The sequence below is a fragment of the Taklimakanibacter albus genome (genome assembly GCF_016595235.1).
GTDB lineage: Bacteria > Pseudomonadota > Alphaproteobacteria > Rhizobiales > Aestuariivirgaceae > Taklimakanibacter > Taklimakanibacter albus.
Window position 1 is genome coordinate 1,326,905 of record NZ_JAENHL010000007.1, and the last position, 24,387, is coordinate 1,351,291.

The following is a 24,387-nucleotide window of genomic DNA, read 5'->3' on the forward strand; positions in this document are numbered from 1 at the left end:
CTCCCCAGCTGCTCGATCACAAGATGAAATCACTGGCGGTCAGCTGATGCTGACCCGTCAGCATGATGCGGAAGTCGGAATTGCCGTCGCCATTATTGTCGCCGGCAATCCAGGTATTCCCATCGATGTGAGAGATGCGCAGCTCACCTGCCGTTCCCGAATAGTCGTCGCCGCCGATGAAGGTGAAGGCCTGGTTGCCGCCGAGACCGGTATTGCCGTCGATGCCGGACAGGTCGATCGTGTCGTCCTGGCCGAAGTCGGTGATGACGTCGCTTCTGGATGTTTCGACGGCACTGTCGATGATACCCGTCATGACGCTGAAGATGAAATAGTCGGCGCCGGTGCCGCCGGTCATCGTGTCCTTGCCCAGCCCGCCGATCAGCTTGTCGCCGCCGGTGCCGCCATCGAGGAAATCGTCACCACTGCCGCCCGCGAGCGCATCGGCTCCGCCATTGCCGTAGAGGTGGTCGGCGCCATTCGCCCCGAACAAGCCATTCGCGCCGTCATCGCCGAACAGCCAGTCGTCATAGGAGGACCCATCGACATTCTCGATGCCGGTGAGACTATCGCCTCCGGCATCGCCATAAAGCCCGTAGCCGCCGCCGAGATGAACGACGACGCGCTCTTGGGACGAACTGTAGGAGGCGATGTCGCTGCCGCTGCCGCCGTCTAGAATGTCGGCGCCCTGGCCACCTGTCAGGATATCGTCATTATTGCCGCCATAGAGGCCGTCATTGCCCTGGCCGCCCGACAGAATATCCTTGCCGTCATTGCCATAGAGCTTGTTGGCATTGGCGTCGCCGCCGAGGAAATCGTCATAAGCGGAGCCGCGGACATTTTCGATGCCGCGCAGCGTGTCCTTGTCGGCATTGCCCAGTGATTTCAGGTATCCATAGCCCTGTGCGAGGTCGACCTGCACGGCACCGCCATAGAGTGTATAGGACACCGTGTCGTTGCCGGAATCACCATCGAGGAAACCGCCATAGACGAGATCGACGCCGAGGCCCGGCACCAGCGTGTCGTCGCCGTGATTACCGAGCAACAGGTCGTTGCCGCCGCCGCCCTGCAGGAGGTCATTACCGCCGGCGCCGTAGATCCAGTCATTGCCATCGTCACCGATGATCCAGTCGTTGTTCTCTGTCGCCGTTCCGAAGATGATCATGATCGTCCTCCAATCGTGCGGTTCATAGGATGAAGTCGCCGGCGACGAGCTGGTGCGAGCCCGTCAGCATGATGCGGAAGTCGGAATTGCCATCACCATCGATGTCGCCGGAAATCCAGGTGTTGCCATCGATATGCGAGCTGCGCAGCTCGCCGGCCGTTCCTGAATAATCGTCGCCGCCGATGAAGGTGAAGGTCAGATTGTCGGATTGATTGCCATCGAGAGATCCCGTTTTCCCGACCGATGAAAGATCGATCTTGTCGCCCTGCGCATGGCTGAAATCGGTGATGACATCACTGCGCGACGTATCGAGAGCGCTTTCGAGCGTGTTGCCAAAAGCGCCGAAGTAGAACCGGTCGGCGCCGGTGCCGCCGGCCAGCGTGTCCTTGCCACCGCCGCCATTGAGCACGTCATTATCGGCACCGCCGTCGAGTACGTCGTCGCCATCGCCGCCGCCCAGTCCGTCTTTTCCCTCGAAGCCCCAGAGGAAATCCCGGCCTTCCTGACCATAGAGCTGGTTGGCTACGGCACTGCCGAAGAGATAGTCATTGCCGAACGAGCCGCGGGCATTCTCGATGCCGGCGAATGTGTCGCCTTGCGCGTCGCCATACATGCCGTAGCCGTCGCGCAGATTGACGAAGACATAATCCGGTGACGTGTCATAGGCGACGGTATCGATGCCGGCCCCGCCATCGAGCAGATCGGCGCCCTTGCCGCCAGAGAGCTCGTCGTCGCCGTTGCCGCCATAGAGGCTGTCATTGCCGTCACGCCCGGCCAGCCCGTCATTGCCGTCATTGCCATAAAGCTTGTTGGCATTGGCATCGCCGATAATAGCGTCGCCATAAGCGGAGCCGCGGACATTCTCGATGCCGCGCAGCGTGTCCTTGTCGGCCTCTTTCTGCGACTGCAGATAGCCATAGCCTTGCTGCAGGCTGACTTCCACCGCGCCCCCGTAAAGCGCATATGAAACGGTGTCGTTGCCGGAATCCCCGTTGAGAAAGCCGCCATAGACGAAATCGATGCCGAGGCCCGGCACGAACGTATCGTCACCATCATTGCCGAGCAGCAGGTCGTTGCCGCCACCGCCCTGCAGGAGGTCATTGCCGCCGGCGCCGTAGATCCAGTCATTGCCGTCGTCGCCGATGATCCAATCGCTGTTTTCGGTGGGCGTTCCAAAAATGATCATGATGTGCCTCCGGTTTGATGGACGGAGGACACCCTATCGCCACATGACTGAACGGCATCCGCGGGCGCCGTTCAGTCGAGGTTCAGGCTTTTATGGAATCGCCGCGTTTGCGGCGTTCCATGTAATCGCGCAACGCCTCGTCTACGCCCGCATCGATCGGCGGTTGTTCATAATCCTTAAGCATCTGCTTCCAGATGCGATTGGCCTTGACGGGCGCCGTTTCACGGCCGCGCTCGATCCAGGTGTCGTGATTGTCCCAGTTGGAGATCAGCGGCTGATAGAAGGCCGTCTCGTAGCGCGCCAGCGTATGCGCGGTGCCGAAATAGTGCCCGGCCGGCCCCACTTCGCGCACCGCATCGAGCGCCAGCGTTTCCGGTGTCACCTGGAAGGGCTCGCAATAGGCGGCCATCATCTGCAGGAGATCGGCATCGAGGATGAGCTTCTCGAAGGAGGCGGTGAGGCCGCCGCCGAGCCAGCCCGCCGCATGCAGAACCAGATTGGCGCCGCCCATGATCGAGCCCCACAGCGCCATCATGCTTTCATAGGCCGCCTGCGCATCGACGTCATTGGCGGCGGTGACATTGCTCGAGCGGAACGGCATGCCGATGAGCCGCGCCAGCTGCCCCGAGGCCTGCGCGGCCTGCGCATATTCGGGCGTGCCGAAAGCGGGCGCGCCGGATTTCATATCGACATTGGAGGTGAAGCCACCATACATCGCCGGCGCCCCCGGCCGCACGATCTGGGTCAGCGCAATGCCGGCAAGCGCTTCCGCATGCTGTTGGGCGAGCGCCCCGGCCAATGTCACGGGCGACATCGCGCCCGCCAGCGTGAAGGGCGTCACGATCACGCATTGGCCATGCTCGGCGAAGGTCATGAGCCCTTCCGCCATCGGGATGTCGAGCTGTAACGGCGAATTGGTGTTGATGACACAAGTGAAGACCGGATCGTCGATCAGCCCTTCCCGCGTCGTGCCGAGCGAGATTGCCGCCATTTCGAGCGCGTCGATCGCCCGGTCGGTGCCGAGCCCTTGCGGCTGCCAGTTTTTGTCGAGCAGCGTGATCTCGGCATAATAGAGATCGAGATGGCGCGTTTCGGCCGGCAGGTCGAGCGGCTCGAAAGGGCCACCGCCCTCCTGATGCAGGATGTCGAGCATCTGGATGAGTTTCAGATAGTCGCACATTTCGGCATAGGTGCCGGCGCGCCGACCGCGTTCGAGATCGCTCACATAAGCGGGTCCGCCGACCGAGGAGAAGATCGCATTCCGGTTGCCGACCCGGACATTCTTGGCCGGGTTGCGGGCGCGCAGCGAGAACTCCGCCGGCGCCTTGGCGACGAGATCGGTGATCATCGCGCGATCGAAGCGCACCTGAAGCTCACCTTCGTCCACGCTGGCGCCGGCTGCGCCAAAGAGAGCGCGGGCGCGTGGTTCCAGCACCCTCATGCCGATTTCTTCGAGAATGGTCAGCCCCGTGTCGTGGATCGCTTCGACCTGATCGGCGCTCAACACCTCGATCGGCCGGTAAGGCAAGGTGAACTGCTTCCATGGCCGCTGCTGCAGGGCGCCGGGTATGCGTTGCGGGCGCTCGCGCCGCCTCGATGTCGCTCTGCTCATGGTTCGGGCCTTTCGCGGCGGAGGAGCTCGGATCTGGGTTCGTCGAATTCACGGGCGAAACGGTGCCCGGCGAAGACCGCATCGGCGATATGGGACGGCGCATGGCAGTCGCCGATGGCGCTCACCGTACCTTGTGGCAATCGGTGGACGAGATCCCGGTAAAGTGAATCGTCAGGGACGCGCCCGGTGACCAGCAGCAGCGTGTCGCAGGTCAGGTCACGCTCGCGGCCCGAATAGACGCAAACGAAACGCGCCTGGTCGCCGGCCATGCCCTTGAGCTGATGCGACAGGACCAGCTCGACATCGAGCGCCATCAGCCGCGACTGGATGAAGCCCTGCTCGTCGGTCATCTGCGTCCAGGACGACACCACCGGCGCCGGCGTCACATAGGTGACCTTATGACCCTGGCGCTTCAGCATCTCGGCGAGCGCGCTGCCCACCGCATAATGATCGTCGTCATAAATCACGATGGACTGTGCTGTCCCCGCGAGGCGTTCGATGTCATGGGGGGTGAGTATCTTGTCGCTTTCCGGCAGGCTCAGCGGCTCCTCGCCGAATGCGCCGATCGCATCGCGCCGCCAGATGCCGCCGGTCGCCACCACGACATGATCGGCGCCGAAGCCTTCCACATCCTCGGCCGTCATCCGGCTTTCACGATAGACCGCGATATTGGACAGCTTGCCGATCATATGTTCGCGATGGTCGCGCACCCGGATCCAGCTCGCCAGGCCAGGAAGCCTTGCTTCGGCGAGCACCCGCCCGCCGAGCTCGCGGCGGGCTTCGGCCAGCGCCACCTGATGGCCGCGCCGCCCGAGCGCCAGCGCGCATTCGAGGCCGGCCGGGCCGCCGCCGATGACGAGGATGCTTTTCTCCGAACGTTTCGGTGCGATCTTTTCCGGATGCCAGCCGCGCCGCCATTCTTCGCCCATGGTCGGGTTCTGGGTGCAGCGGATCGGGATCGATTCATTGTTCGCGGCGCGGCAGATATTGCAGCCGATACATTCGCGGATCTCGTCCTCACGGCCCTCCCTGATCTTCTGCGGCAGGAACGGATCGGCGATCGAAGGCCGCGCCGCGCCGATGAAATCGAGGATGCCACGGCGCAGCTGGCTCATCATCATGTCGGGCGAGGTGAAGCGGCCGACGCCGACGACCGGCTTTGTCGTCATTTTCTTGACGAAGGAGACATAGTCTTCCTGGAATCCTTCCTCGGAGAAGCGCGCGCTCTTGGAATCATTGCCGAGCGCGCCCGCGACATTGACGTCCCAGAGATCGGGCAGCTCGGCGAGAACGCCCACGATATCGCGCGCCTCACCGTCATGGGTGATGCCTTTCGGCCCGTGCAGCTCATCGACCGCGAGGCGCAGCGCCACGGCGCAGTCGTCTTTGACGGCGGCGCGGGTTTCTTCGATCATCTCGCGCAGGAGCCTGGTGCGGTTCTCGATGCTGCCGCCATATTCGTCGCTGCGCCGGTTGGTGCGCGGCGACAGGAATTGCAGCGGCAGATAGTCATGCCCGGCATAGACATAGACGATGTCGAATCCGGCCTTTCGGGCGCGCGCCGCGGCATCCTTCTGCCAGCGCCGGAACTCGGCGATGTCCGCCTTGTCCATGGCGCGCGCGCCCATCGGCTGGATGAACTTGGCGCGCTGGCCTGAAGGCGACAGCAGCGGCTCGCGCGTCAGCCGGTTATTGGCATGGAAGCCGCCATGCCAGAGCTCGACGGCGGCGAGACTGCCATGCGCGTGGATCGCCTCGGCGGTCTTGGCGAGCGCCCGCACATCGTCCTCGTCCCACAGCGACAGATAGCCGAAGGGGAAGTCGTCGGATGAAGGATGGATCGAGCAATATTCGGTGGCGACGACGCCCCAGCCGCCTTCCGCCTTGATCCCGCGCAGAGCGGCCGAGGCCTTGGGCGCCCGCCAGCCCATGCCGCTCGCATGCGGCGTCTGATAGAAGCGGTTCGGCGCCGTCTTGGGCCCGATCCGCACCGTCTCGAACAGCCTGGCATAACGCGGGTTGAACATGCCCATTTCCTTGTTGAACGATTGTACAACAAGGAAATGGGCAATTGCAATGGCCCCGCCCGGGATGCCGGCGCTTACTTGATCGGCGTGAGGATCTCGGTGCCGGCGCCATTCTGGCCGGCGACGGTCCATACACCGCGCAATGTCCCGTCGGGCGCCGCCTTGTAGATGATGAGCCCGATATCCTTGCCCAACACATAGCCGGCGGCGAAGGCATCCTCATTGCGCATGCAGAAGCCCTTCGACGTGGTGCCGCCGGTTTGCCAGGCGATTTCGCAGGTGGTGTTCGAGGTGATGGTGATCAGCGCCTGGCCCGCATAGGGCGAGCCGTCGACATTGGTGCCGGCCACGTTATAGGCGCCGCCGATGCTTTGCGCCGCCGCGGCGCCCGACAGCATGCCGGTCAGCAGCACGGCCCAGAGGAAACGTCCCATTTGGTCTCTCCCGTTCACAACCCCCGCAAACTATGCCGCTACGGAAGACTTTGTCGAGGCGCATTTGCGCAGCCCGCTCATAGGCCGGGCGGCGGTTTCGGTCCTTGATCCGGGATCGGCGCCGGACGCGGCGGTTCGGGCATGGGCATCGGCCGGGGCTCGCTGGGCGGCACCCCTTGCGGTTTTGGATGGCTCATCGCCGAGCACCTCCTCACCCGCTTCATAACCGCCGATCAGGCTTCAAATAAGGCCGCGGTCAAAGGCGAGCGCGGATCGGTCAGCCCCTCGATCACATCGAAATGGTGCCGGTTGGCCTCGACGATTTCGGCCGTGGCGGCGCCGAGACCGCGCCAGACATTGGCGAGGAGCGCGTTCTGGCGGATGAACTCGGCGCGCTCGGCCGCCCCCACCCAGCAGGTGATCCTTGTACTGGGCAACGGCTCGAGCAAAGCCGGACTCTCGGCCAAGGCGTCCACCGCCTCGATTTTCAGCGTCTCGTTCATCGTCGTCTTCATGAGCGGGCGCAGATCATGTAGGCCCGATATCGAGACGACATGGGCGATGCGCCGCTGTACCTCTTCCGGCAGCAGTGCGGGCGCCGCCATCAAACGCGAGACGAGATGGCCGCCGGCCGAATGCCCGGCGAGATAGATCGGACCTTCGACCTCGCGCGCGGCGAAGCTCACCGCTTCGGCGACCTCACGCGCGATGCCGGCGATGCCGATATCGGGACAGAGCGTGTAGCTCTGCATCGCCACCGCGAAACCGCGCCGGACCGCGCCCTCCGCCAGATGCGACCAGTGCGACTTGTCGAAGCGCATCCAGTAGCCGCCATGCACGAAGACGAAGAGACCCCAGGGCTTCTCCGTCGGCAGGAACAGATCGAGCTTGTTACGCGGCTGCGCGCCATAGGAAAGATCGAGCTTCATGCTGCCGATCGCGCCGATGCCATCGCGAAAGGCAGCGGCCGCCTCGGCCCAGCGCCCCGGATAGGCGTCGCCGCCGGCAATATGGGCACCGTTCGTATAGGCGTCGTTCCAGTCTTCGATGGCCGGGAAGATCATGAGAGTCTTGGTCCTTCACACATGCGAGGGCATGACGCGCGTTGGGATGATGCTCACCAGCGCCTCCTGCACGCCGGTGAGACAGATCTGCACGCCGATGCACAAAAGCAGAAAGGCCGACATGCGCGTCACCACGCGCGAGCCGTTCTGGCCGAGCAGCGACACGACCCGGTCGGCCGAAGCGTAGAAGAGGCCGATGGTCAGCGCCACCACCAATGCCGCCACTGACATGCCGGTGAAATAGGGAATGACGTCGAGCGTGTTCTTGGGCCGGTTGGCGCTGAGCGCGATCGCCACCGAAATCGTGCCGGGCCCGGTGGTCAGCGGCATGGTGAGCGGGAAGAAGGCGTCATCGCTGGCGCCGGTGGCCTTGGATGCCTGCTCCTGCTTGCGGCCCTCGTTCTGCTCCGGCGCCGAGAGCATTTCCCAGGCCCGCACCGCCACGACGAGACCGCCCGCCACCCTGAGCGCGCTCAGCGAAACACCGAAAAAGCCGATCAGCGTGGCGCCGGCCAGCAGCGACACCAGCATGACGCCCAGCGAATAGGTGGCCACCCGCCAGGCGAGCGCGGTGCGCTCCGCCCGTGTATTCCCGGCTGTTACCTGGTGATAGATCAGCGCGATGCCGATCGGATTGACGATCGAGAACAGCGCCGGAAAGGCGATGAGGAAACTCTCGATCGTGCTGCTCAGGACCCACATAGGGTGTCAGAATAGAGAGGAATTCGCCCTTTCTGACAAGCCCGGGTTTCGCACCGCGAAGAGCCAGGCATAGCCGCCCTTGAGCGCCGTGAACTGGAGCGCCGCGCCTTGGGCGCGCGCCACGTCCTCGAGCCTTTCACGTAAATCGGCCCGGGGCGTCACATGGAACCAGGAGAGCCATGTGCGCAAGGTCGAGCGGAAGAGCCTGGGCAGCCGTTCCTGCTGGCCGAAATCGACGACATGCAGCTCGCCACCCGGCGCCAGCATGGAGCTCGCCTGCGCAAGCACATCCTGCCAGGGCGGGATCATCGACAAAGCGTAGGAAATGAAGACGCGATCGAATTTTTCGACCCCGAACAGCTGTTGCGGATCGAAAGCGGCGGCATCCGCCTTGGCATAGGCGATATCCTGCCCGCGCGAATGCGCCCGCGCCGTCGCGAGCATGGCGTCCGAGATGTCGAGGCCGAAGAGCCGGGCCTGCGGATAGCGCCGCCGCACGCTCAACAGATTGCGCCCGGTGCCGCAGCCGATCTCCAGCACCGTCCCGTTGCGGGGCGGCGCCAGGGTCTCGATCAGCCGGTCACGGCCCAGAAGATAATATTTGCGAGTCGCATCATAGAAATGCCGCTGGTGGCGGTAGATGCGGTCCATGAGATCGCTGTGATGGGCGTCAACGGTCACGCAGCCGCCTTCAGCTGATAGAGATGGAAGCCGCCATAGATGGCGGACCGGTCCATGAAGCCCAGGATACGCGAGCGCTCCGCCTCATAGGACCAGCGCTCCAGAATGTCGGCGCGCACCCGGTCGGGCAGGATCGTCGCCTCGCCGGCGGTGCGGAAGATTACCCGTGCGCCCGGTTTGGCGGTGCGGGTGATCTCTTCCCACAATTCGGTGAGCTGCTCGTCCGTCATCCAGTCCTGCGCGTCGAGCAGCACATAACGGTCGAGGCTTTCCGCCTCATGCGCCTTGAGGCAGGCCGTGAAGGAGCCGAGATGGGGCGTGATCCGCCCTGCCCCGCGCTTCACCGCCGAGAAATGCTCGCGCTGCAGATAGGGCGGCAGTGCCGCCGTAGCACCCGTGTCGTAGCGCCGGGCGAAAGCCTGCCAGGCGAAGTAATTCTCGTTCAGCGGAAAGTCGCAGGCGAGCTTGCGCAGCCGCTCGATCAGCACTTCCGACATCGACCGCCCGCCGGCGAGCTTCTCATATTGGGCCGGCGGAATGCCGAGGCCATAGAGCGACAGGCGCCGGCCGGTCAGCCAGCGCACCAGACGCTTGTCGAAGATCGGCGCGATATGATCGTCGAAGAAGATGCGCTGCTCGGCGAGATCCGACATGTTGATGATCGTCTCGGGGCGCACGCCATAGAAACGCGCCACCAGATGTGCGACGCCGATGAAGCGGCCGAGCAGGCCGTGGCGGTAGAAGCGCCTGGCGAACATGTCGATGCGCCGCCGGCCATTGAGCGTCTTCTTCTCCCAATAGCGCTGCGTCTCCTGATCGAGCTGCGGGCGCAGAAAAGCGTGATAGGCGGCCGTGTTGGCATGGCTGTCGGCATCGGCGAAGAAGCGGCGGAACTGCTCATAGGCCGGCAGCTGCCGCGCCGCCGCAAGCTTGAGCTTCATCAGCGCGATATGGGCGGGATTGAGATCGACGGCGATGATGCTTTCAGGCGAGCGCGTCATATAAGAGAGCACATTGCAGCCGCCCGACGCGATGGTGATCATGCGATGGTCCTGGGTGAGCTCCATCGCCTCGAGATCGACGATCGGATCTTCCCAGATCTGCGGATAGACGAGCCCGCCGAAAGCCATCGTGAACAGTCTTTCGAGCATGCCGTTGAAGGAAACGGCCCGGTGCTGATGGACGGCCGCTTTGAGAGCATCCGCGGAGGACAGCTCGGTATCGGCGGTTATAGCGGTCATCGATGATTCTCTCCCTCTTCTGGTCAGGGAGGCTATGCGGCGTTTCCGTGACGGCCAAATGACAGGGAAATTACCCCCAGGCGCACTTGCCCTCGCCCCTCGAAGAGGGGAGAGGGAGGAACCCAACGCGTCAGCGTTGGGAGGGTGAGGAGCATCCCTGTTACCCTTTTTTCCAGCAAAAATCGGCGGTCGCGATAGGTGCGCTTATCATTGCACCAAGAGATCCTGCGCCCCTCACCCTTCCCACCGCTTCGCGGTGGGCCCCTACCCTCTCCCCGCTACGCGGGGCGAGGGTGAGTCAGCTCAACAGCTTCCGCATCGCGTCTTTCCAGCCGGCATATTTCTCGTCGCGGATCTCTGCCGGCATTTTCGGTGCGAAGCGGCGCTCGAGCTTCCAGCCCTTGGCGAATTCCTCCGGTGCCGGACACAGGCCCTGGGCGAGGCCGGCGAGATAGGCGGCTCCCACCGCCGTCGTCTCCAGCACTTTCGGGCGGTCGACCGGCGCATCGAGAATGTCGGCCAGGAACTGCATGGTCCAGTCGGACGCGACCATGCCGCCATCGACGCGCAGGATCGTGCTCTTCTTGTCGCCCCAATCGCCCTGCATCGCCTCGAGCAGGTCGCGCGTCTGGTAGCACACCGCCTCGAGCGCGGCGCGCGCGAACTCCGCCGGTCCTGTCGCGCGCGTCAGCCCGAACATCGCGCCGCGCGCCTCCGGCCGCCAGTAAGGCGCGCCGAGCCCGACGAAAGCCGGAATGAGATAGACCTGCTGATTCTGATCGGCGGCGGCGGCGAGATCGCCGGTGCGATGCGCCGCATCGATGATCTTGAGCCCGTCGCGCAGCCACTGCACCGCCGCGCCCGCGACGAAGATGGCGCCTTCCAGCGCATAGGTCCGTTTGCCGTTCAGCTGATAGGCGATCGTGGTCAGCAGCCGGTTCTTCGAGGTGACCGGCGATGTGCCCGTATTGAGCAGCGCGAAGCACCCCGTGCCATAGGTCGACTTCATCATGCCGGGCAGGAAGCAGGCCTGGCCGACCGTCGCCGCCTGCTGGTCGCCGGCAATGCCCTTGATCGGGATGGCGGCACCCAGGAGCTGCGCGTCGGTCGCGCCGAAATCACCCGAGGAGTCGCGCACTTCGGGCAAGAGCGACTTCGGCACATTGAGCAGACGGCAGAGCTCATTGTCCCATTGGCCGCGATGAATGTCGTAGAGAAGCGTGCGCGCCGCATTGGTGGCGTCCGTCGCATGCACCTTGCCGCCGGTGAGACGCCACAGAAGAAACGCGTCGATCGTGCCGAAAGCGAGCTCGCCCGCTTCCGCCTTCGCCCGCGCGCCCGGCACATTGTCGAGCAGCCAGGCGATCTTGGTGCCGGAGAAATAGGGATCGAGCAGCAGCCCGGTCTTGGCCGAGACCATGGCTTCATGTCCCGCCTCCTTGAGGCGCGCGCAGAGATCGGCGGTGCGCCGGTCCTGCCAGACGATCGCTCTATGAATCGCCTTGCCGCTCTTGCGGTCCCAGATGAGTGCGGTCTCGCGCTGATTGGTGATGCCGATGGCTGCGATGTCGCGCGCCTCGGCCGCGCCCTTGGCGAGCGCCACCTTCATCGTCTCGACGGTGGTGCGCCAGATATCCTCGGGCTCATGCTCGACCCAGCCCGAATCCGGAAAATGCTGTGGAAATTCCTGCTGGCCGACGGCCGCCACCGACAGATCGGGCCGGAACAGGATGCTGCGCGTCGACGTGGTCCCCTGGTCGATCGCCAGGATGTAAGGCGCCATAAAAAACTCCCCGCTTTATAGGCGAGGAGTTTCCTGTTCAGGGACCCGCAGGTCAACAATAAACGTAGTTATTTCGCGAGCTTGGCGGCGATTTGCGCGACATGGCGGCCCTGGTAGCGGGCCCCGTCGAGTTCGACCGCCGAAGGCTGCCGGCTGCCGTCGCCATCGGTGATGGTCGAGGCGCCATAGGGCGAGCCGCCCTTGATCTCATCGACGCCCATCTGGCCCTGGAAAGCGTAAGGCAGGCCCACCACGACCATGCCCTGGTGGAGCAAGGTGGGGATGAAGGTGAGGATGGTCGATTCCTGGCCGCCATGCTGGGTGGCCGACGAGGTGAAGACCGAGCCGACCTTGCCGACAAGCGCGCCTTTCATCCACAGGCCGCCGGTCTGGTCCATGAAATTGCGCAGCTGCGCGGTGACATTGCCGAAGCGCGTCCCCGATCCAAAAATGACTGCATCATAATTAGGCAGCTCATCGACCGTGGCGATGGGCGCCTTCTGGTCGAGCTTGAAACCCGACTTCTTGGCGACCTCTTCCGGCACCAGTTCCGGCACGCGCTTCACATCGACATGGGCGCCGGCCGACTTGGCGCCTTCGGCCACGGCATAGGCCATCTGCTCGATATGGCCATAGGCGGAATAATAAAGGACGAGAACTTTGGTCATGGGATATCCCCTTTCAGTCTGAGGTCAGTGGAATTGTTAACTCTGGGCGGTGCGCAAGAGATCTTCGATATCGAGACGGCGCGTGAACATCGCGAGTGATCCATCCGGATTGCGCGGCCACTGGCTCTCGGGCTTGTCCCAATAGAGCTCGACGCCGTTCTCGTCGGGATCGCGCAGATACAGCGCCTCGCTCACACCGTGATCGGACGCACCGTCAAGCGAAATACCGTGCTGGGCCAGCCGTTTCAGCGCATCGGCGAGATCGGCGCGGGTCGGATAGAGGATGGCGAGGTGAAACAGGCCGGTGGTACCGGGCGGCGGCGGTGAGCCGCCGGCACTTTCCCAGGTATTGAGGCCGATATGATGATGATAGCCGCCGGCCGAGATGAAGGCGGCCTGGCTGCCATACTTCTGTATGAGGTCGAAACCGAGCACCCCGCAATAGAAGGCGAGCGCCCGATCGAGATCGGACACTTTCAGATGTACATGGCCGATGCGCGTTCCCGCGGCGATCGGCGCGGTCTGGGTCGTGGACACCGGGATCTCCTGTAACATTTGTAACATTCTAAGTTACAGAAGAAAATAGGCTAACGTGAAGGTTATTGCAAGTGTCCTTTCGTGGCACGCCACTTTGGCTGTGAGCGCAGAGCGCTCCCCGCCAAAGTTGCCCGACTTTGGCGATAAGGGAGCGCTCAAATTATAAGTTGTCCGAGCCTTTTTCCCGTTTCGATCGAATCGTCTCGATTCGATCGAAACGGGAAGGGCTCTAGGCAAAGCCGAAAACTCACTTTATAAATTTGCCAAAACAATAAGTATGACAAATGTCCCTGACATGAAAACGGAGGAACCCCAGATGTCGGACTCAAACGTGCAGTCTCGCCGCGACCTTCTGAAGCTCGCCACAGTGGCCGGCGCCGCCGGCCTCTTCGCACCCAGTCTTGCGGCGCTCGCCAAGGAAGCCGGCAAATCGGAAAAGCCATTGAAGGCCGCCTTCTCCAATGCCGGTCTGCAGGCTACCTGGTGCGCCCAGGGCAAGCAGGCCGCCGAATATTGGGGCAAGCTCTTCAATGTGGAAGTGACCTGGTTCGACGGCCAGCTCGATGCGGTGAAGCAACGCGCCGCCATCGACAACATGGCCTCGCAGAAATGGGACTTCGTCGCCATCCAGGCCTTCGGCATCGGCACCCTGACCGCGCCGGTCAAGAAGATGATCGAGGGCGGCACCCCGGTCATGGACATGGACACGCTGATCGCACCTCTCGACACGATCGACGTCCACACCTTCCTCGCCCCCGACAATGAGTTCATGGGCGCCTCGGTGACCCAGGCCCTCGTCAACAAGCTCGGCGGCAAGGGCAAAATCGTGATGACGCAAGGTGCGCTCGGCCATACCGGCGCGCAGGGCCGCGCCAAGGGCTTCAAGTCGGTGATCGAGAAGTTCCCCGACATGGAGGTGCTCGATGAGCAGCCGGCCGATTGGGACGTCACCAAGGTCGCCCGCATCTGGGAGACACTGCTTACCAAGCACCCGCAGATCGATGCCGCCTTCTTCCACAATGACGACATGGCGCTCGCCGCCCATAAAGTCATGCAGTCCAAGGGCCGCGACGGCATCCTGATTGGCGGTGTCGACGCCATGCCGCCGGCCATTGCCGCCGTCTCCGACGGACGGATGTTCGCGACGGTGCGCAACCCGTCTTGCCGCATCCATGGCGGCGCCATCATCGCCGGCGTCGCCGCCGTCGTGCATGGCACCAAGACGGGTGAAGGCATTCCGAAGCACATCATCACCGACGGTCCGGTGGTGACCAAGGACAACGCCGCCGGCATGGCCTGGATGGAGGAACAATTCCTGATCTGAGGCCTGTTTGTGATAGAGTCGGCCGCTATGGATGAGGCCGCTATTCGCCTGAAAATGTCCCACATCTCGAAGTCCTTCGGCGGTGTCGAAGCGCTTCGGGGTGTGGACTTCACCTTGCGCCGGGGCGAGATCCACGCGCTGGTCGGTGAAAACGGCGCCGGCAAATCGACCCTGATGAAGATCATCGCCGGCGTGCATGCGGGCTTCGAGGGCGAGATGCTGCTCGACGGCGCGCCCGTCCACTTCCATTCTGCCCGCGACGCTCTGAAACACGGCATCGGCATGGTGCATCAGGAGCTGAGCGTCGTGCCGCAGCTCACCGTCGCCGAGAATGTCTATCTGGGAGTCCAGCCGATCACCCGGCTGGGCGCCGTCGACTGGGCCGCCATGAACAAAGGCGCCCGCGAGCAGCTGCAGAAGCTCGGCCTCGATCTCGATCCACGCATGATCCTGGGCGACCTGCCGATCGGCATCCAGCAGCTGGTCGAGCTCTCCCGCGTCCTGTTTTCCGGGGCATCCATCATCATCCTGGACGAGCCGACCTCGGCTCTGTCGCCGCCCGAGATCGAGCGCCTGTTCCGCTCGCTGCGCAGCTTACGCGATCAGGGCAACAGCATCATCTTCATCTCGCACTTCCTCGAAGACGTGCTCGCCATCGCCGACGAGATCACCATTTTCCGCAACGGCCGCAAGGTGGTCGCGGCACCGGTGACGCCGGAGATCGACAAGGCCTGGATCATCCAGCGCATGATCGGCAAGGGCCATGAGGAATTGGAATCGAGCTATCTGGGCGACATCACGCTGGCGAGCCCCAAGGGCGCCAGGACGGTTCTCGAGGCGGAAGGCCTGAGCAAGGCCGGCGCGTTCCGGGATGTAAGCCTTACCGTCAAAGGCGGCGAGATCCTCGGCATCTATGGCTTCATGGGCTGCGGCCAGATCGAGCTGGCGCGCGCTTTGTTCGGCAAGCTCAAATGCGACGCGGGCCTGCTCAAGCTCGACGGCGCGCCGCACAAGCTCTCCAACACCGCCCGCGCCGCCAAGGCCGGCATCGCCTATGTGCCGGAAAGCCGGCGCAGCATGCTGTTCCACCATGAGCCGATCTACAAGAACACGTCGATCGCCATATTGGAGCGCCTGTCGCGCCTCTGGCTCAAGCCCGATGCCGAGCGCAAGATCGCGCGCCAGCACATCGAAAGCCTGAGCATCAAGACGCCGGGCACCGAGGCGCTGCTCGGCAATCTCTCGGGCGGCAACCAGCAGAAAGTCGGCGTCGCCAAATGGCTGACTTATCTGCCCAAGGTTCTGATCCTCAGCGAGCCGACCCGCGGCATGGATGTCGGCGCCAAGGAAGATGTGGTGAAGATCGTGCGGAATCTGCGCGACCAGGGCGTGGGCATCATTATATTCTCGACCGAGCCCGAAACCGTGCTGTCGCTCGCCGACCGCATCATGGTGATGCGTAAGGGTACGGTCTCACAGGAATTCGCCGACGAAACGATCAGCAAGGACCGCCTCTTGGCGGCAGCATGAATATGACAGTGAGGAAACGGGGATGACGTCAACTTCGGAAGCTCGCCCGGCACGGCAGTCAGTTGGCGACTGGTTCCGTAACCAGCTGAGCAATATCGCGCCCTTCCTGACACTGCTGTTCCTGGTCGCTTTTTTCAGCTTCGCCAGTTCCTCCTTCATGTCCTTCGGCAATCTGCAGAACATCCTGCAGCAGGTGTCGATCACCGCCATCATCGCGGTCGGGTTGACCTTCGTCATCCTCACCGCCGAGATCGACCTGAGCGTCGCCAGCGTCGCCAATGCCACCGGCATCGTCGTCGCCTTCTTCACGCTGCAGGATGCGAGCGTCAATATCGCCAATATCCCGCTCGCCGGCGGTTTCGCCATCATCCTGGCGATCGCCACCTGCGTGGCGCTGGGCGGCATCACCGCCATCGGCGTGACGCGGATCGGCATTCCCTCCTTCATCATGACGCTCGCCATGCTCCAGATCTGCGACGGCATCAGCGCCATGCTGGTGAGGGGCCAGATCGCCTATGCCGTGCCGTCCCTCGTCGGCGAGCTGGGCTCGGGCTCCATCTTCGGCATTCCCTGGCTCATCATCGTCGCCGCTCTGGCCTTGCTGATCGGCCATGTCGTGCTGACCTATACGCGTTTCGGCCGCTATGTTTACATGGTCGGCGGCAATCGCGAGGCCGCCGAATATTCGGGCGTCAATGTCAAGCTCATCATCGCCGCCGTGCTGATGATCTCGGCCTTCTGCTCCGGCCTCGCCGGCATGCTCGGCGTCGCCTATTTCGGCAGCGCCCAGCAGAACGAGTTCGGCACCTATCTGCTCGATGCCATCGCCGCCGTCGTCGTCGGCGGCACCAGCCTGTTCGGCGGCCGCGGCGGCATCGGCAATACCATCATCGGCCTCTTCGTGCTGGGGGTGCTCAATAACGGCCTCGATCACATCAATATCGACAGCTTCTTGAAAATCCTGATCCGCGGCCTCATTCTGCTCGCCGCTCTGATCATCAATATCTATGCCGAGCGTCTGCGTGTCTCGCGCTCGGCGTCGCATTGAACCAAGGAACCATGTCGACCGCCTATCGCGCCCTCAATGACGGCACCTTGCCGGGTGTCCTGTCGGAACTGCCCAATGTCCGCGACTTTCTCGGCGGCGCAGCCGAGACCTGGACCGTCGAGGAAGTGGGCGACGGCAATCTGAACCTCGTCTTCATCGTCAAGGGCCCCCAGGGCGCCGTCGTCGTCAAGCAGGCACTGCCCTATGTGCGGCTCGTCGGCGACAGCTGGCCCTTGCCGCTCGAGCGCTCCTATTACGAGCATATGGCGCTCTCCGAGCAGGCGCGGCACGCGCCGCGCCTGGTGCCCAAGATCCATCATTACGACCGCGATCTGGCGCTGATCGTGATGGAGTACCTGACCCCCCATGTCATCATGCGCAAGGGGCTCATCCGCGGCGTCGAATATCCCCTCTTCGCCGGCCACATCGCCGAATTCATGGCGCAGACCCTCTTCAATACCTCCGCTTTGGCCGTGCCGGCCGCCGTCCACAAGCAGCGCATCGCCGCCTTTGCCGGCAATACCGAGCTGTGCAAGATCACCGAAGACCTGGTCTTCACCGATCCCTACCGGGTCGCCAAGCTCAACCGCTGGACGACGCCCTATCTCGACGACATCGCCGCCCAGTTCCGCCGCGACGAGCCTTTGAAGATCAAAGTCCAGGAGCGCAAATTGCAGTTCCTGACCTCGGCCGAGGCGATGATCCACGGCGATCTCCATACCGGCTCGGTCATGCTCACCCCTCAGGACACGCGCGTCATCGATCCCGAATTCGCCTTTGTCGGCCCCATGGGCTTCGATGTCGGCGCCGTCATCGGTAATCTGCTCATCGCTTATTACGCTCAGGCCGGCCATGAAGAGCGCTTCGGCCAGCGCAATCCCTATCGCCACTGGATCCTGCTGCAGACGGAAAATGTCTGGCGCCTGTTCAGCCGGCGCTTCCTCGAGCTCTGGGACAAGAGCAGATCGGGCGACGCCTATATGCCGGAGCTCTTCACCGAGCCCGAAGGGGCGGTCGCCTTCGCCGCCGAGAAGCAGCGTTTCATGCGCAAGCTTCTGACCGATACGATTTCCTTCGCCGGCATCAAGATGATCCGCCGGATATTGGGCCTCGCCCACACGGAAGATCTCGAAAGCATCAAGGATCCGGCTCTGCGCGCCAGATGCGAGCGCAAGGCGCTGACGATGGCGCGGCGCATGGTCCTCGATGCCGATCGCTTCACCGGCATGAACGAGGTCGCCCATGCCGCACGCGCGGTGCTGGGTGTTAATTGATCTTGGATTTGCGCATGACCTTGTCGGAAAACCGGCCGCCACTTTTCCGGGTCATGCGCTACACCCATTTGAATACCGCGAAAGCGTAGACGAGCGCGATCGCCAGCGGTCCCCAGAGCGGCGTGCCGACGAGGCCGAGCCAGGCCAGGAAAATGAAGGCGCTGCCGAGCAGCGAGATGAACAGCCGGTCGCCGCGCGTGGTGTCCAGACCCAATATGCCATGGCGTGGCGTGCCACCCGGCGAATAATACTCCCACACCGACATGCCGACGAGGCACAGGAAGATGAACAGGAAGAAGGCCGCCGTCGGCCAGGTCCAGGCCATCCAGGAAAGGAACGCAGCGTTTTCCATGACAGTTCCCTCCTCCCTTACACGCGCCCAAGGGCGAAGCCCTTGGCGATATAGTTGCGGACGAAATAGATGACGATGGCGCCGGGCACGATGGTCAGCGTGCCGGCTGCCGCCAGGAGGCCCAATTCATAGCCGGAGGTGCTGGCGGTGCGCGTCATGGTGGCGGCGATCGGCTTCGCCGCGACCGAGGTCAAGGTCTTGGCGAGGAGCAATTCGACCCAGGAGAACATGAAGCAGAAGAAGGCGGCGACGCCGATGCCGGCGGCGATCGTCGGCACGAAGATCTTGAAGAAGAAGCCCCAGAAGGAATAGCCGTCGACATAGGCCGTCTCGTCGAGCTCCTTCGGCACCCCCGACATGAAACCTTCGAGAATCCATACGGCGAGCGGAATATTGAACAGCGTATGGGCGAGCGCCACCGCGATCGGCGTGTCGAACAGGCCTACCGCCGAATAGAGCTGCAGGAAAGGCAGCGCGAAGACGGCGGCCGGCGCCATGCGGTTGGTGAGCAGCCAGAAGAACAGATGTTTGTCGCCGAGGAAGCGGTAGCGCGAGAAGGCATAGGCCGCCGGCAGCGCCACCACGATCGACAGCACCATGTTGATCAGCACATAGGTGATCGAGTTGATATAGCCATTGTACCAGGTCGGGTCGGTGAAGATCTTCACATAATTGTCGAGGGTGAAGTTCCGCGGCCACAGAGTGAACGAGCCAAGAATCTCGTTCGTCGTCTTGAACGACATGTTGACCAGCCAATAGATCGGCAGCAGCAGGAAGAGGATGTAAAGCGTCGGGACAAGCCAGGGCACGCGTTTCATCACCGGGCCTCGTCTTTCATCATCAGCGTGTAGAACAGCCAGCTGAAGAACAGGATGATCAGGAAGTAGATGATCGACATGGCGCCCGCCGGGCCCAGATCGAACTGGCCGAGGGCGATCTTCTGCAGGTCGATCGACAGGAAGGTCGTCGCATTGCCAGGGCCGCCGCCGGTCAGCACCACCGCTTCCGTATAGATCATGAAGCTGTCCATGAAGCGCAGCAATATGGCGATGGTCAGCACATATTTGAGTTTGGGCAGCTGGATATAGCGGAACACCGCCCAGGGCCTGGCGCCGTCGACCTTGGCCGCTTGATAATAAGCGTCGGGGATGGAGACCAGGCCGGCATAACAGAGCAGCACGACCAATGACGTCCAGTGCCAGACATCCATCAGCACCATGGTGAACCAGGCCGAGAAGATCTGGCGCGTATAATTGTATTCGATGCCGAGCCCGTTGATGAGGCGGCCGAGCAGGCCGATATCGGGCAGCGCGAAGATATTCCACATGGCGCCGACGACATTCCACGGGATCAGCAGCGGCAGCGCCATCAGCACCAGGCAGACCGAGACCCAGGGACCCTTGCGCGGCATGGTGAGCGCGATGGCGAGGCCGAGGGGAATCTCGATCAGGAGGACGATAGCGGTGAACAGGATCTGCCGGCCGAGTGCGGCATGGAAGCGGTCCGACTGCAGCACCTGCTCGAACCAGCGCACGCCGGCCCAGAAGAACATGTTGTCGCCGAAGGTCTCCTGCACCGAGAAATTCACCACCGTCATCAGCGGAATGATGGCGTTGAAGGCGACCAGCAGCACGACGGGCAGGACGAAGAACCAGGCTTTCTGGTTGACGGTCTTGTTCATCAGGACACCATCCATCCGTCTTCATAGATCTGCGTGTGATCGGCGTCGAAGTGGAGGCGCGCCTGGCCGGAAGGCAGCTCGGCGCCTTCGGCCACCAGCAATTTGATGCTGTGCGCCTGATGCCGCGTCTCGACGATGCGGTAGCGTCCGGCATCGGCAACCTTGACGATATCGACGGGGATGCCATCGCCGGCGAAACGCACGAATTCCGGCCTGACGCCGAGCTCGAGCGTCTTGCCATTGCCCTTATAGGCGGCCGCATTGAACGCCGGCACGTTATTGCCGGCGAAGATCGCTTTGCCGCCCTTCACTTCGCAGGGCAGGACATTCATGCCGGGCGAGCCGATGAAATGGCCGACGAAAGTGTGCTGCGGCCGCTCGAAGAGCTCGATCGGCGTGCCGATCTGCACGATCTGGCCGTCCTTCATGACCACCACCTGCTCGGCGAAGGTCAAGGCCTCCGTCTGGTCATGCGTGACATAGATCATGGTGCGGCGGATGCGGTGATGCAGCTCCTTCAGCTTCGAGCGCAGCACCCATTTGAGATGCGGGTCGATGACGGTGAGCGGCTCGTCGAACATGATGACATTGACGTCCGAGCGCACCAGGCCGCGGCCGAGCGAGATCTTCTGCTTACCGTCGGCGGTGAGGCCCGAGGCCCGCTTCATCAGCGTCGCGTCGAGCTCGAGCATATGGGCGATCTCGCGCACCCTTGCATCGACCTCCTTTTCGCCGATGCCGCGATTGCGTAACGGGAAGGCCAGATTGCTGTAGACCGTCATCGTGTCGTAGATGACCGGAAACTGGAACACCTGGGCGATGTTGCGCTGCTCAGGGGAAGCATCCGTGATGTCGGTGCCGTCGAACAGGATGCGGCCTTCGGTCGGTGCGAGCAGGCCCGAGATGAGATTGAGCAAGGTCGTCTTGCCGCAGCCCGAGGGCCCGAGCAGCGCATAGGCGCCGCCATCTTTGAGCTCGAGCGTGAGCTTCTTCAGCGCCCAGTCTTCTTCGCGCTGGGGATCGGGCCCATAGGCATGGCGGATATCCTGGAGCGTGATCCTGGCCATCAGGCAGCCGCTCCGATCAGCCGGTTCTCGCCGTCGAAGAAAAAGCCCTGGTCGACATCGACGAACAGCTTCGCCGTCGCCCCGACCTCGAAGGGATGGATGCCATGCGACTGCGACACCCAGGTCTGGCCGTTCATGTCGAAATGGACGACGCTTTCCGAACCCGACAGCTCCGTCACCAGGACACGGCCTTCGATGGTGGAGGCCTCCCGACCCTGCTGCACCGGCGTGATGTGATGCGGCCGGATCGCGATCGTATAGGCCCCGTCCGGCACACGCGCCGCCTTGGGCGCCCGCCAGGTGACCTTGTTTTCAAGCGTGATCTGGTCGCCTTTCTTCATCACCTTGGCGGTGTTGATCGGCGGATCGGAGAAGACCTGCGCGCTGGTGAGGTCGGCGGGCTTGCGGTAGATCGATGAGGTCGGTCCGAACTGGGTGACGCGGCCTTCATGGAGAAGCACCGTGTTGCCGCCGAAAAGCAGGGCTTCAGTGGGTTCGGTCGTCGCATAGACGACGATGCAATTGCGTCCGGCGAAGAGCTTCGGCAGCTCGTCGCGCAATTCCTCGCGCAGTTTGTAATCGAGATTGGCGAGCGGCTCGTCGAGCAGGATCATGTCGAAATCCTTGACCAGAGCGCGCGCGATCGCGGTGCGCTGCTGCTGGCCGCCCGACAATTCGCTCGGCCGCCTCTTGAGCATCGGCCCGAGCCGCAGGAGATCGGCCGCCTGCTGCACCCGTTTGTCGATCTGGGCCTCAGCCATGCCGGCGACCCGCAGCGGCGAGGCGATATTCTCATAGACGCTGAAATTCGGGTAATTGATGAACTGCTGATAGACCATTGAGACATTGCGTTTCTGCACCGGAACGCCTGTCACGTTCTTGCCCGCGAACCAGACTTCGCCGGAGCTCGGCCGGTCGAGGCCCGCCATCAGCTGCATCAGCGAGGTCTTGCCGGAAAGTGTGGTGCCGAGAAGGATATTGAACGACCCGTCCTCGAATCTGAGGCTCGTCTCATGGATATGCGTGTCGGCGCCGACACGTTTGGTCACATTCTTGAGTTCAAGGGACATCGGCCGCCTGAGCTTTCTGACGTGAAGATGACACTCTAGAGCATGATCCGGAAAAGTGCGAAGCGGTTTTCCGGAAAAATCATGCGTCGATAAAAAGATAAAGCGTGACGGCGCCTCTTCTTAAAGCCATCGCGCTTTATTCCCTACATCCCGGGAAACACCAGCGGCGTTTCCCGGGAGAGAGATTGCAGATGAGCTACTGGGCCGTGGTCCAGCGCTTGATCAGCTCGTCATAAGCGATGGTCTGACCTTTTTCCTTCTCGTTTTCGAGCTTGGCATGAGGTCCGCCCTCTTTGCCGAGCCACTCGGAAGGATCCTTTTCCGCATTGAGCCGCGGTCCGCAGCCGCCATAGGTCTTGTTGGCTTCATCGGCCGCCTGCATACGGGCCATGACCTGGTCCATTTCAGACGCCAGACGGTCCATCGCTTCCTGCGGCGTGAAGGCGCCGGAATTGACGTCGCCGATCTGCTGCCACCAGAGCTGCGCCAGCTTCGGATAGTCAGGCACATTGACGCCGGTGGGCGTCCAGTTCACCCGGTCGGGCGAACGGTAGAACTCGACAAGCCCGCCGAGCTTGGGAGCGCGGTCGGTGAAGGACTGATGGCGAATGTCCGAGTCGCGGATGATGGTGAGACCGACATGGCTCTTCTTCAGCGACACGGATTTCGACACGGTGAACTGCGCATAGAGCCAGGCGGCCTTGGCGCGATCCGTCGGCGTCGACTTGAACATCGTCCATGAGCCCGTGTCCTGATAGCCGAGCTTCTGGCCTTCTTTCCAATAAGGACCATGCGGCGACGGCGCCATGCGCCAGAGCGGCGTATCGGTGTCGTCGACCGTATTGTTGCCGGCGCTCTTGGGCGCCACCATCGAAGCGGTGAAGGCGGTGTACCAGAAGATCTGCTGGGCCACATTGCCTTGGCTCAGGGCCGGCAGCGACTGATAGAAGTCGTAGTCGGCAGCGCCCGGAGGCGCATATTTCCGGAGCCACTCGTCCCACTTGGCGATCGCATAGACGGACGCCGGGCCGTTGGTTTCACCGCCGCGCGACACCGAAGCGCCCGCCGGGTTGCACGAATCCTTCTCCATGCGGATGCCCCATTCGTCGATCGGGCGTCCATTGGGAAGGCCGGGCGAGCCTGAGCCCGCCATCGACAGCCAGGCATCGGTCATGCGCCAGCCGAGATCCGGCGCGCGCTTGCCGTAGTCCATATGGCCATAGACGCGCACCCCGTCGATTTCCTTCACATCATTGGTGAAGAACTCGGCGATATCTTCATAGGCGGACCAGTTGACCGGCACGCCGAGGTCATAGCCATATTTGGCTTTGAACTTCTCCTTGAGATCGGCGCGGTCGAACCAGTCCTTGCGGAACCAGTAGAGATTGGCGAATTGCTGGTCGGGCAGCTGCCACAATTTGCCGTCCGGCCCCGTGGTGAAGGACTTGCCGATGAAGTCGTCGATATCGAGCGTCGGCAGGGTCACGTCCTTGCCGTCGCCCGCCATCCAGTCGGTGAGGTTGACGGCGCTCTGCAGGCGCGAATGCGTGCCGATGAGATCGCTGTCGTTGATATAGGCGTCGTACAGATTGCGGTTGGTCTGCATCTGCGTCTGCACCGCCTGCACCACTTCACCTTCGCCGAGCAGCTGGTGATTGACCTTGATGCCGGTGATTTCCTCGAAGGCCTTGGTCAGCGTCTTCGATTCATATTCATGCGTCGGAATGGTTTCCGACAGCACGTTGATTTCCATGCCCTTGAACGGTTCCGCCGCTTTGACGAACCATTCGAGCTCTTTCAGCTGGTCTTCCTTGGAAAGCGTCGTCGGCTGGAATTCGCTCTCCGCCCATTTCTTCGCGGCTTCCATATCCGCGAAGGCAGGGGCGGCGCCGAGTGCCAGCAGCAAGGCGGCCGCCGATACTGTCTTCAAAAGCGACATCGTTA

22 protein-coding genes are annotated in these 24,387 nt (G+C 62.7%); 4 read left to right on the plus strand and 18 right to left on the minus strand.

All coding sequences use genetic code 11. The features are described from left to right. Window positions 1-16: 16 nt before the first annotated feature. From JHL16_RS17810 to JHL16_RS17865, 12 genes are all read right to left on the minus strand, one after another. Window positions 17-1,162, minus strand: a complete 1,146-nt coding sequence (locus tag JHL16_RS17810) for a calcium-binding protein (RefSeq protein WP_200186203.1) — start codon at window positions 1,160-1,162, stop codon at window positions 17-19. Between the two features lie 22 nt (window positions 1,163-1,184). Beyond that, window positions 1,185-2,348: a calcium-binding protein gene (locus JHL16_RS17815; RefSeq protein WP_200186204.1), complete on the minus strand. Its 1,164-nt coding sequence runs from the start codon at window positions 2,346-2,348 to the stop codon at window positions 1,185-1,187. Window positions 2,349-2,430: 82 nt separating this feature from the next. Beyond that, window positions 2,431-3,960 (minus strand): trimethylamine methyltransferase family protein, encoded by a 1,530-nt coding sequence (locus JHL16_RS17820; protein WP_200186205.1) that lies wholly within the window; start codon window positions 3,958-3,960, stop codon window positions 2,431-2,433. Then, window positions 3,957-5,987 (minus strand): oxidoreductase, encoded by a 2,031-nt coding sequence (locus tag JHL16_RS17825; protein WP_246770964.1) that lies wholly within the window; start codon window positions 5,985-5,987, stop codon window positions 3,957-3,959. The genes JHL16_RS17820 and JHL16_RS17825 overlap by 4 nt, the downstream gene beginning before the upstream one ends. A gap of 74 nt (window positions 5,988-6,061) precedes the next feature. Then, on the minus strand, window positions 6,062-6,421 hold the full coding sequence (locus JHL16_RS17830; protein WP_200186207.1) for a hypothetical protein: 360 nt from the start codon (window positions 6,419-6,421) through the stop codon (window positions 6,062-6,064). 233 nt (window positions 6,422-6,654) lie between these two features. Beyond that, a complete protein-coding gene (locus tag JHL16_RS17835) occupies window positions 6,655-7,485 on the minus strand; it encodes an alpha/beta hydrolase (protein WP_200186208.1) in 831 nt (276 codons plus the stop codon). Window positions 7,486-7,500: 15 nt separating this feature from the next. Next, on the minus strand, window positions 7,501-8,187 hold the full coding sequence (locus JHL16_RS17840) for a MarC family protein (protein ID WP_200186209.1): 687 nt from the start codon (window positions 8,185-8,187) through the stop codon (window positions 7,501-7,503). 6 nt (window positions 8,188-8,193) lie between these two features. Beyond that, on the minus strand, window positions 8,194-8,868 hold the full coding sequence (locus JHL16_RS17845; RefSeq protein WP_420884544.1) for a class I SAM-dependent methyltransferase: 675 nt from the start codon (window positions 8,866-8,868) through the stop codon (window positions 8,194-8,196). Beyond that, window positions 8,865-10,109 carry a BtaA family protein gene (locus JHL16_RS17850; RefSeq protein WP_200186210.1) on the minus strand — a complete coding sequence of 415 codons (1,245 nt, stop codon included), beginning with the start codon at window positions 10,107-10,109 and terminating at the stop codon, window positions 8,865-8,867. The genes JHL16_RS17845 and JHL16_RS17850 overlap by 4 nt, the downstream gene beginning before the upstream one ends. A gap of 298 nt (window positions 10,110-10,407) precedes the next feature. Beyond that, on the minus strand, window positions 10,408-11,892 hold the full coding sequence (glpK, locus tag JHL16_RS17855) for a glycerol kinase GlpK (protein WP_200186211.1): 1,485 nt from the start codon (window positions 11,890-11,892) through the stop codon (window positions 10,408-10,410). 68 nt (window positions 11,893-11,960) lie between these two features. After that, entirely contained in the window at window positions 11,961-12,560 is a 600-nt protein-coding gene (gene wrbA, locus JHL16_RS17860) for an NAD(P)H:quinone oxidoreductase (protein ID WP_200186212.1), read from the minus strand. 36 nt (window positions 12,561-12,596) lie between these two features. Next, the gene (locus tag JHL16_RS17865) at window positions 12,597-13,097 is read right to left on the minus strand and encodes a VOC family protein (protein WP_420884545.1); all 501 of its coding nucleotides are present in this window, start codon (window positions 13,095-13,097) and stop codon (window positions 12,597-12,599) included. A 316-nt stretch (window positions 13,098-13,413) separates the two neighbouring features. On the opposite strand from JHL16_RS17865, the gene JHL16_RS17870 reads away from it, so the two are divergent. The 4 genes from JHL16_RS17870 to mtnK are packed head-to-tail and all read left to right on the plus strand — an operon-like array spanning window position 13,414 to window position 18,273. Further along, window positions 13,414-14,421 (plus strand): sugar ABC transporter substrate-binding protein, encoded by a 1,008-nt coding sequence (locus JHL16_RS17870; protein WP_200186214.1) that lies wholly within the window; start codon window positions 13,414-13,416, stop codon window positions 14,419-14,421. A gap of 27 nt (window positions 14,422-14,448) precedes the next feature. Beyond that, window positions 14,449-15,951, plus strand: coding sequence for a sugar ABC transporter ATP-binding protein (locus JHL16_RS17875; protein WP_246770965.1), 1,503 nt, complete (start codon window positions 14,449-14,451; stop codon window positions 15,949-15,951). Between the two features lie 22 nt (window positions 15,952-15,973). After that, window positions 15,974-16,999, plus strand: coding sequence for an ABC transporter permease (locus JHL16_RS17880; protein ID WP_137857550.1), 1,026 nt, complete (start codon window positions 15,974-15,976; stop codon window positions 16,997-16,999). Window positions 17,000-17,010: 11 nt separating this feature from the next. Continuing rightward, entirely contained in the window at window positions 17,011-18,273 is a 1,263-nt protein-coding gene (gene mtnK, locus JHL16_RS17885; RefSeq protein WP_200186216.1) for an S-methyl-5-thioribose kinase, read from the plus strand. A 58-nt stretch (window positions 18,274-18,331) separates the two neighbouring features. On the opposite strand, the gene JHL16_RS17890 is transcribed toward mtnK, so the two are convergent. From JHL16_RS17890 to JHL16_RS17915, 6 genes are all read right to left on the minus strand, one after another. Beyond that, complete coding sequence (locus tag JHL16_RS17890; RefSeq protein WP_137857548.1) at window positions 18,332-18,625, minus strand: DUF2160 domain-containing protein; 294 nt, start codon at window positions 18,623-18,625, stop codon at window positions 18,332-18,334. 17 nt (window positions 18,626-18,642) lie between these two features. Next, window positions 18,643-19,443, minus strand: coding sequence for a carbohydrate ABC transporter permease (locus tag JHL16_RS17895; RefSeq protein ID WP_200186217.1), 801 nt, complete (start codon window positions 19,441-19,443; stop codon window positions 18,643-18,645). Beyond that, entirely contained in the window at window positions 19,443-20,306 is an 864-nt protein-coding gene (locus JHL16_RS17900) for a carbohydrate ABC transporter permease (protein ID WP_200186218.1), read from the minus strand. Before JHL16_RS17900 ends, JHL16_RS17895 begins: the two co-directional genes overlap by 1 nt. Next, window positions 20,306-21,373 (minus strand): ABC transporter ATP-binding protein, encoded by a 1,068-nt coding sequence (locus JHL16_RS17905; RefSeq protein ID WP_200186219.1) that lies wholly within the window; start codon window positions 21,371-21,373, stop codon window positions 20,306-20,308. Before JHL16_RS17905 ends, JHL16_RS17900 begins: the two co-directional genes overlap by 1 nt. Beyond that, window positions 21,373-22,443, minus strand: coding sequence for an ABC transporter ATP-binding protein (locus JHL16_RS17910; protein WP_200186220.1), 1,071 nt, complete (start codon window positions 22,441-22,443; stop codon window positions 21,373-21,375). Before JHL16_RS17910 ends, JHL16_RS17905 begins: the two co-directional genes overlap by 1 nt. Window positions 22,444-22,639: 196 nt before the next feature. Continuing rightward, window positions 22,640-24,382, minus strand: a complete 1,743-nt coding sequence (locus JHL16_RS17915) for an ABC transporter substrate-binding protein (RefSeq protein ID WP_246770966.1) — start codon at window positions 24,380-24,382, stop codon at window positions 22,640-22,642. Window positions 24,383-24,387 lie beyond the last annotated feature (5 nt).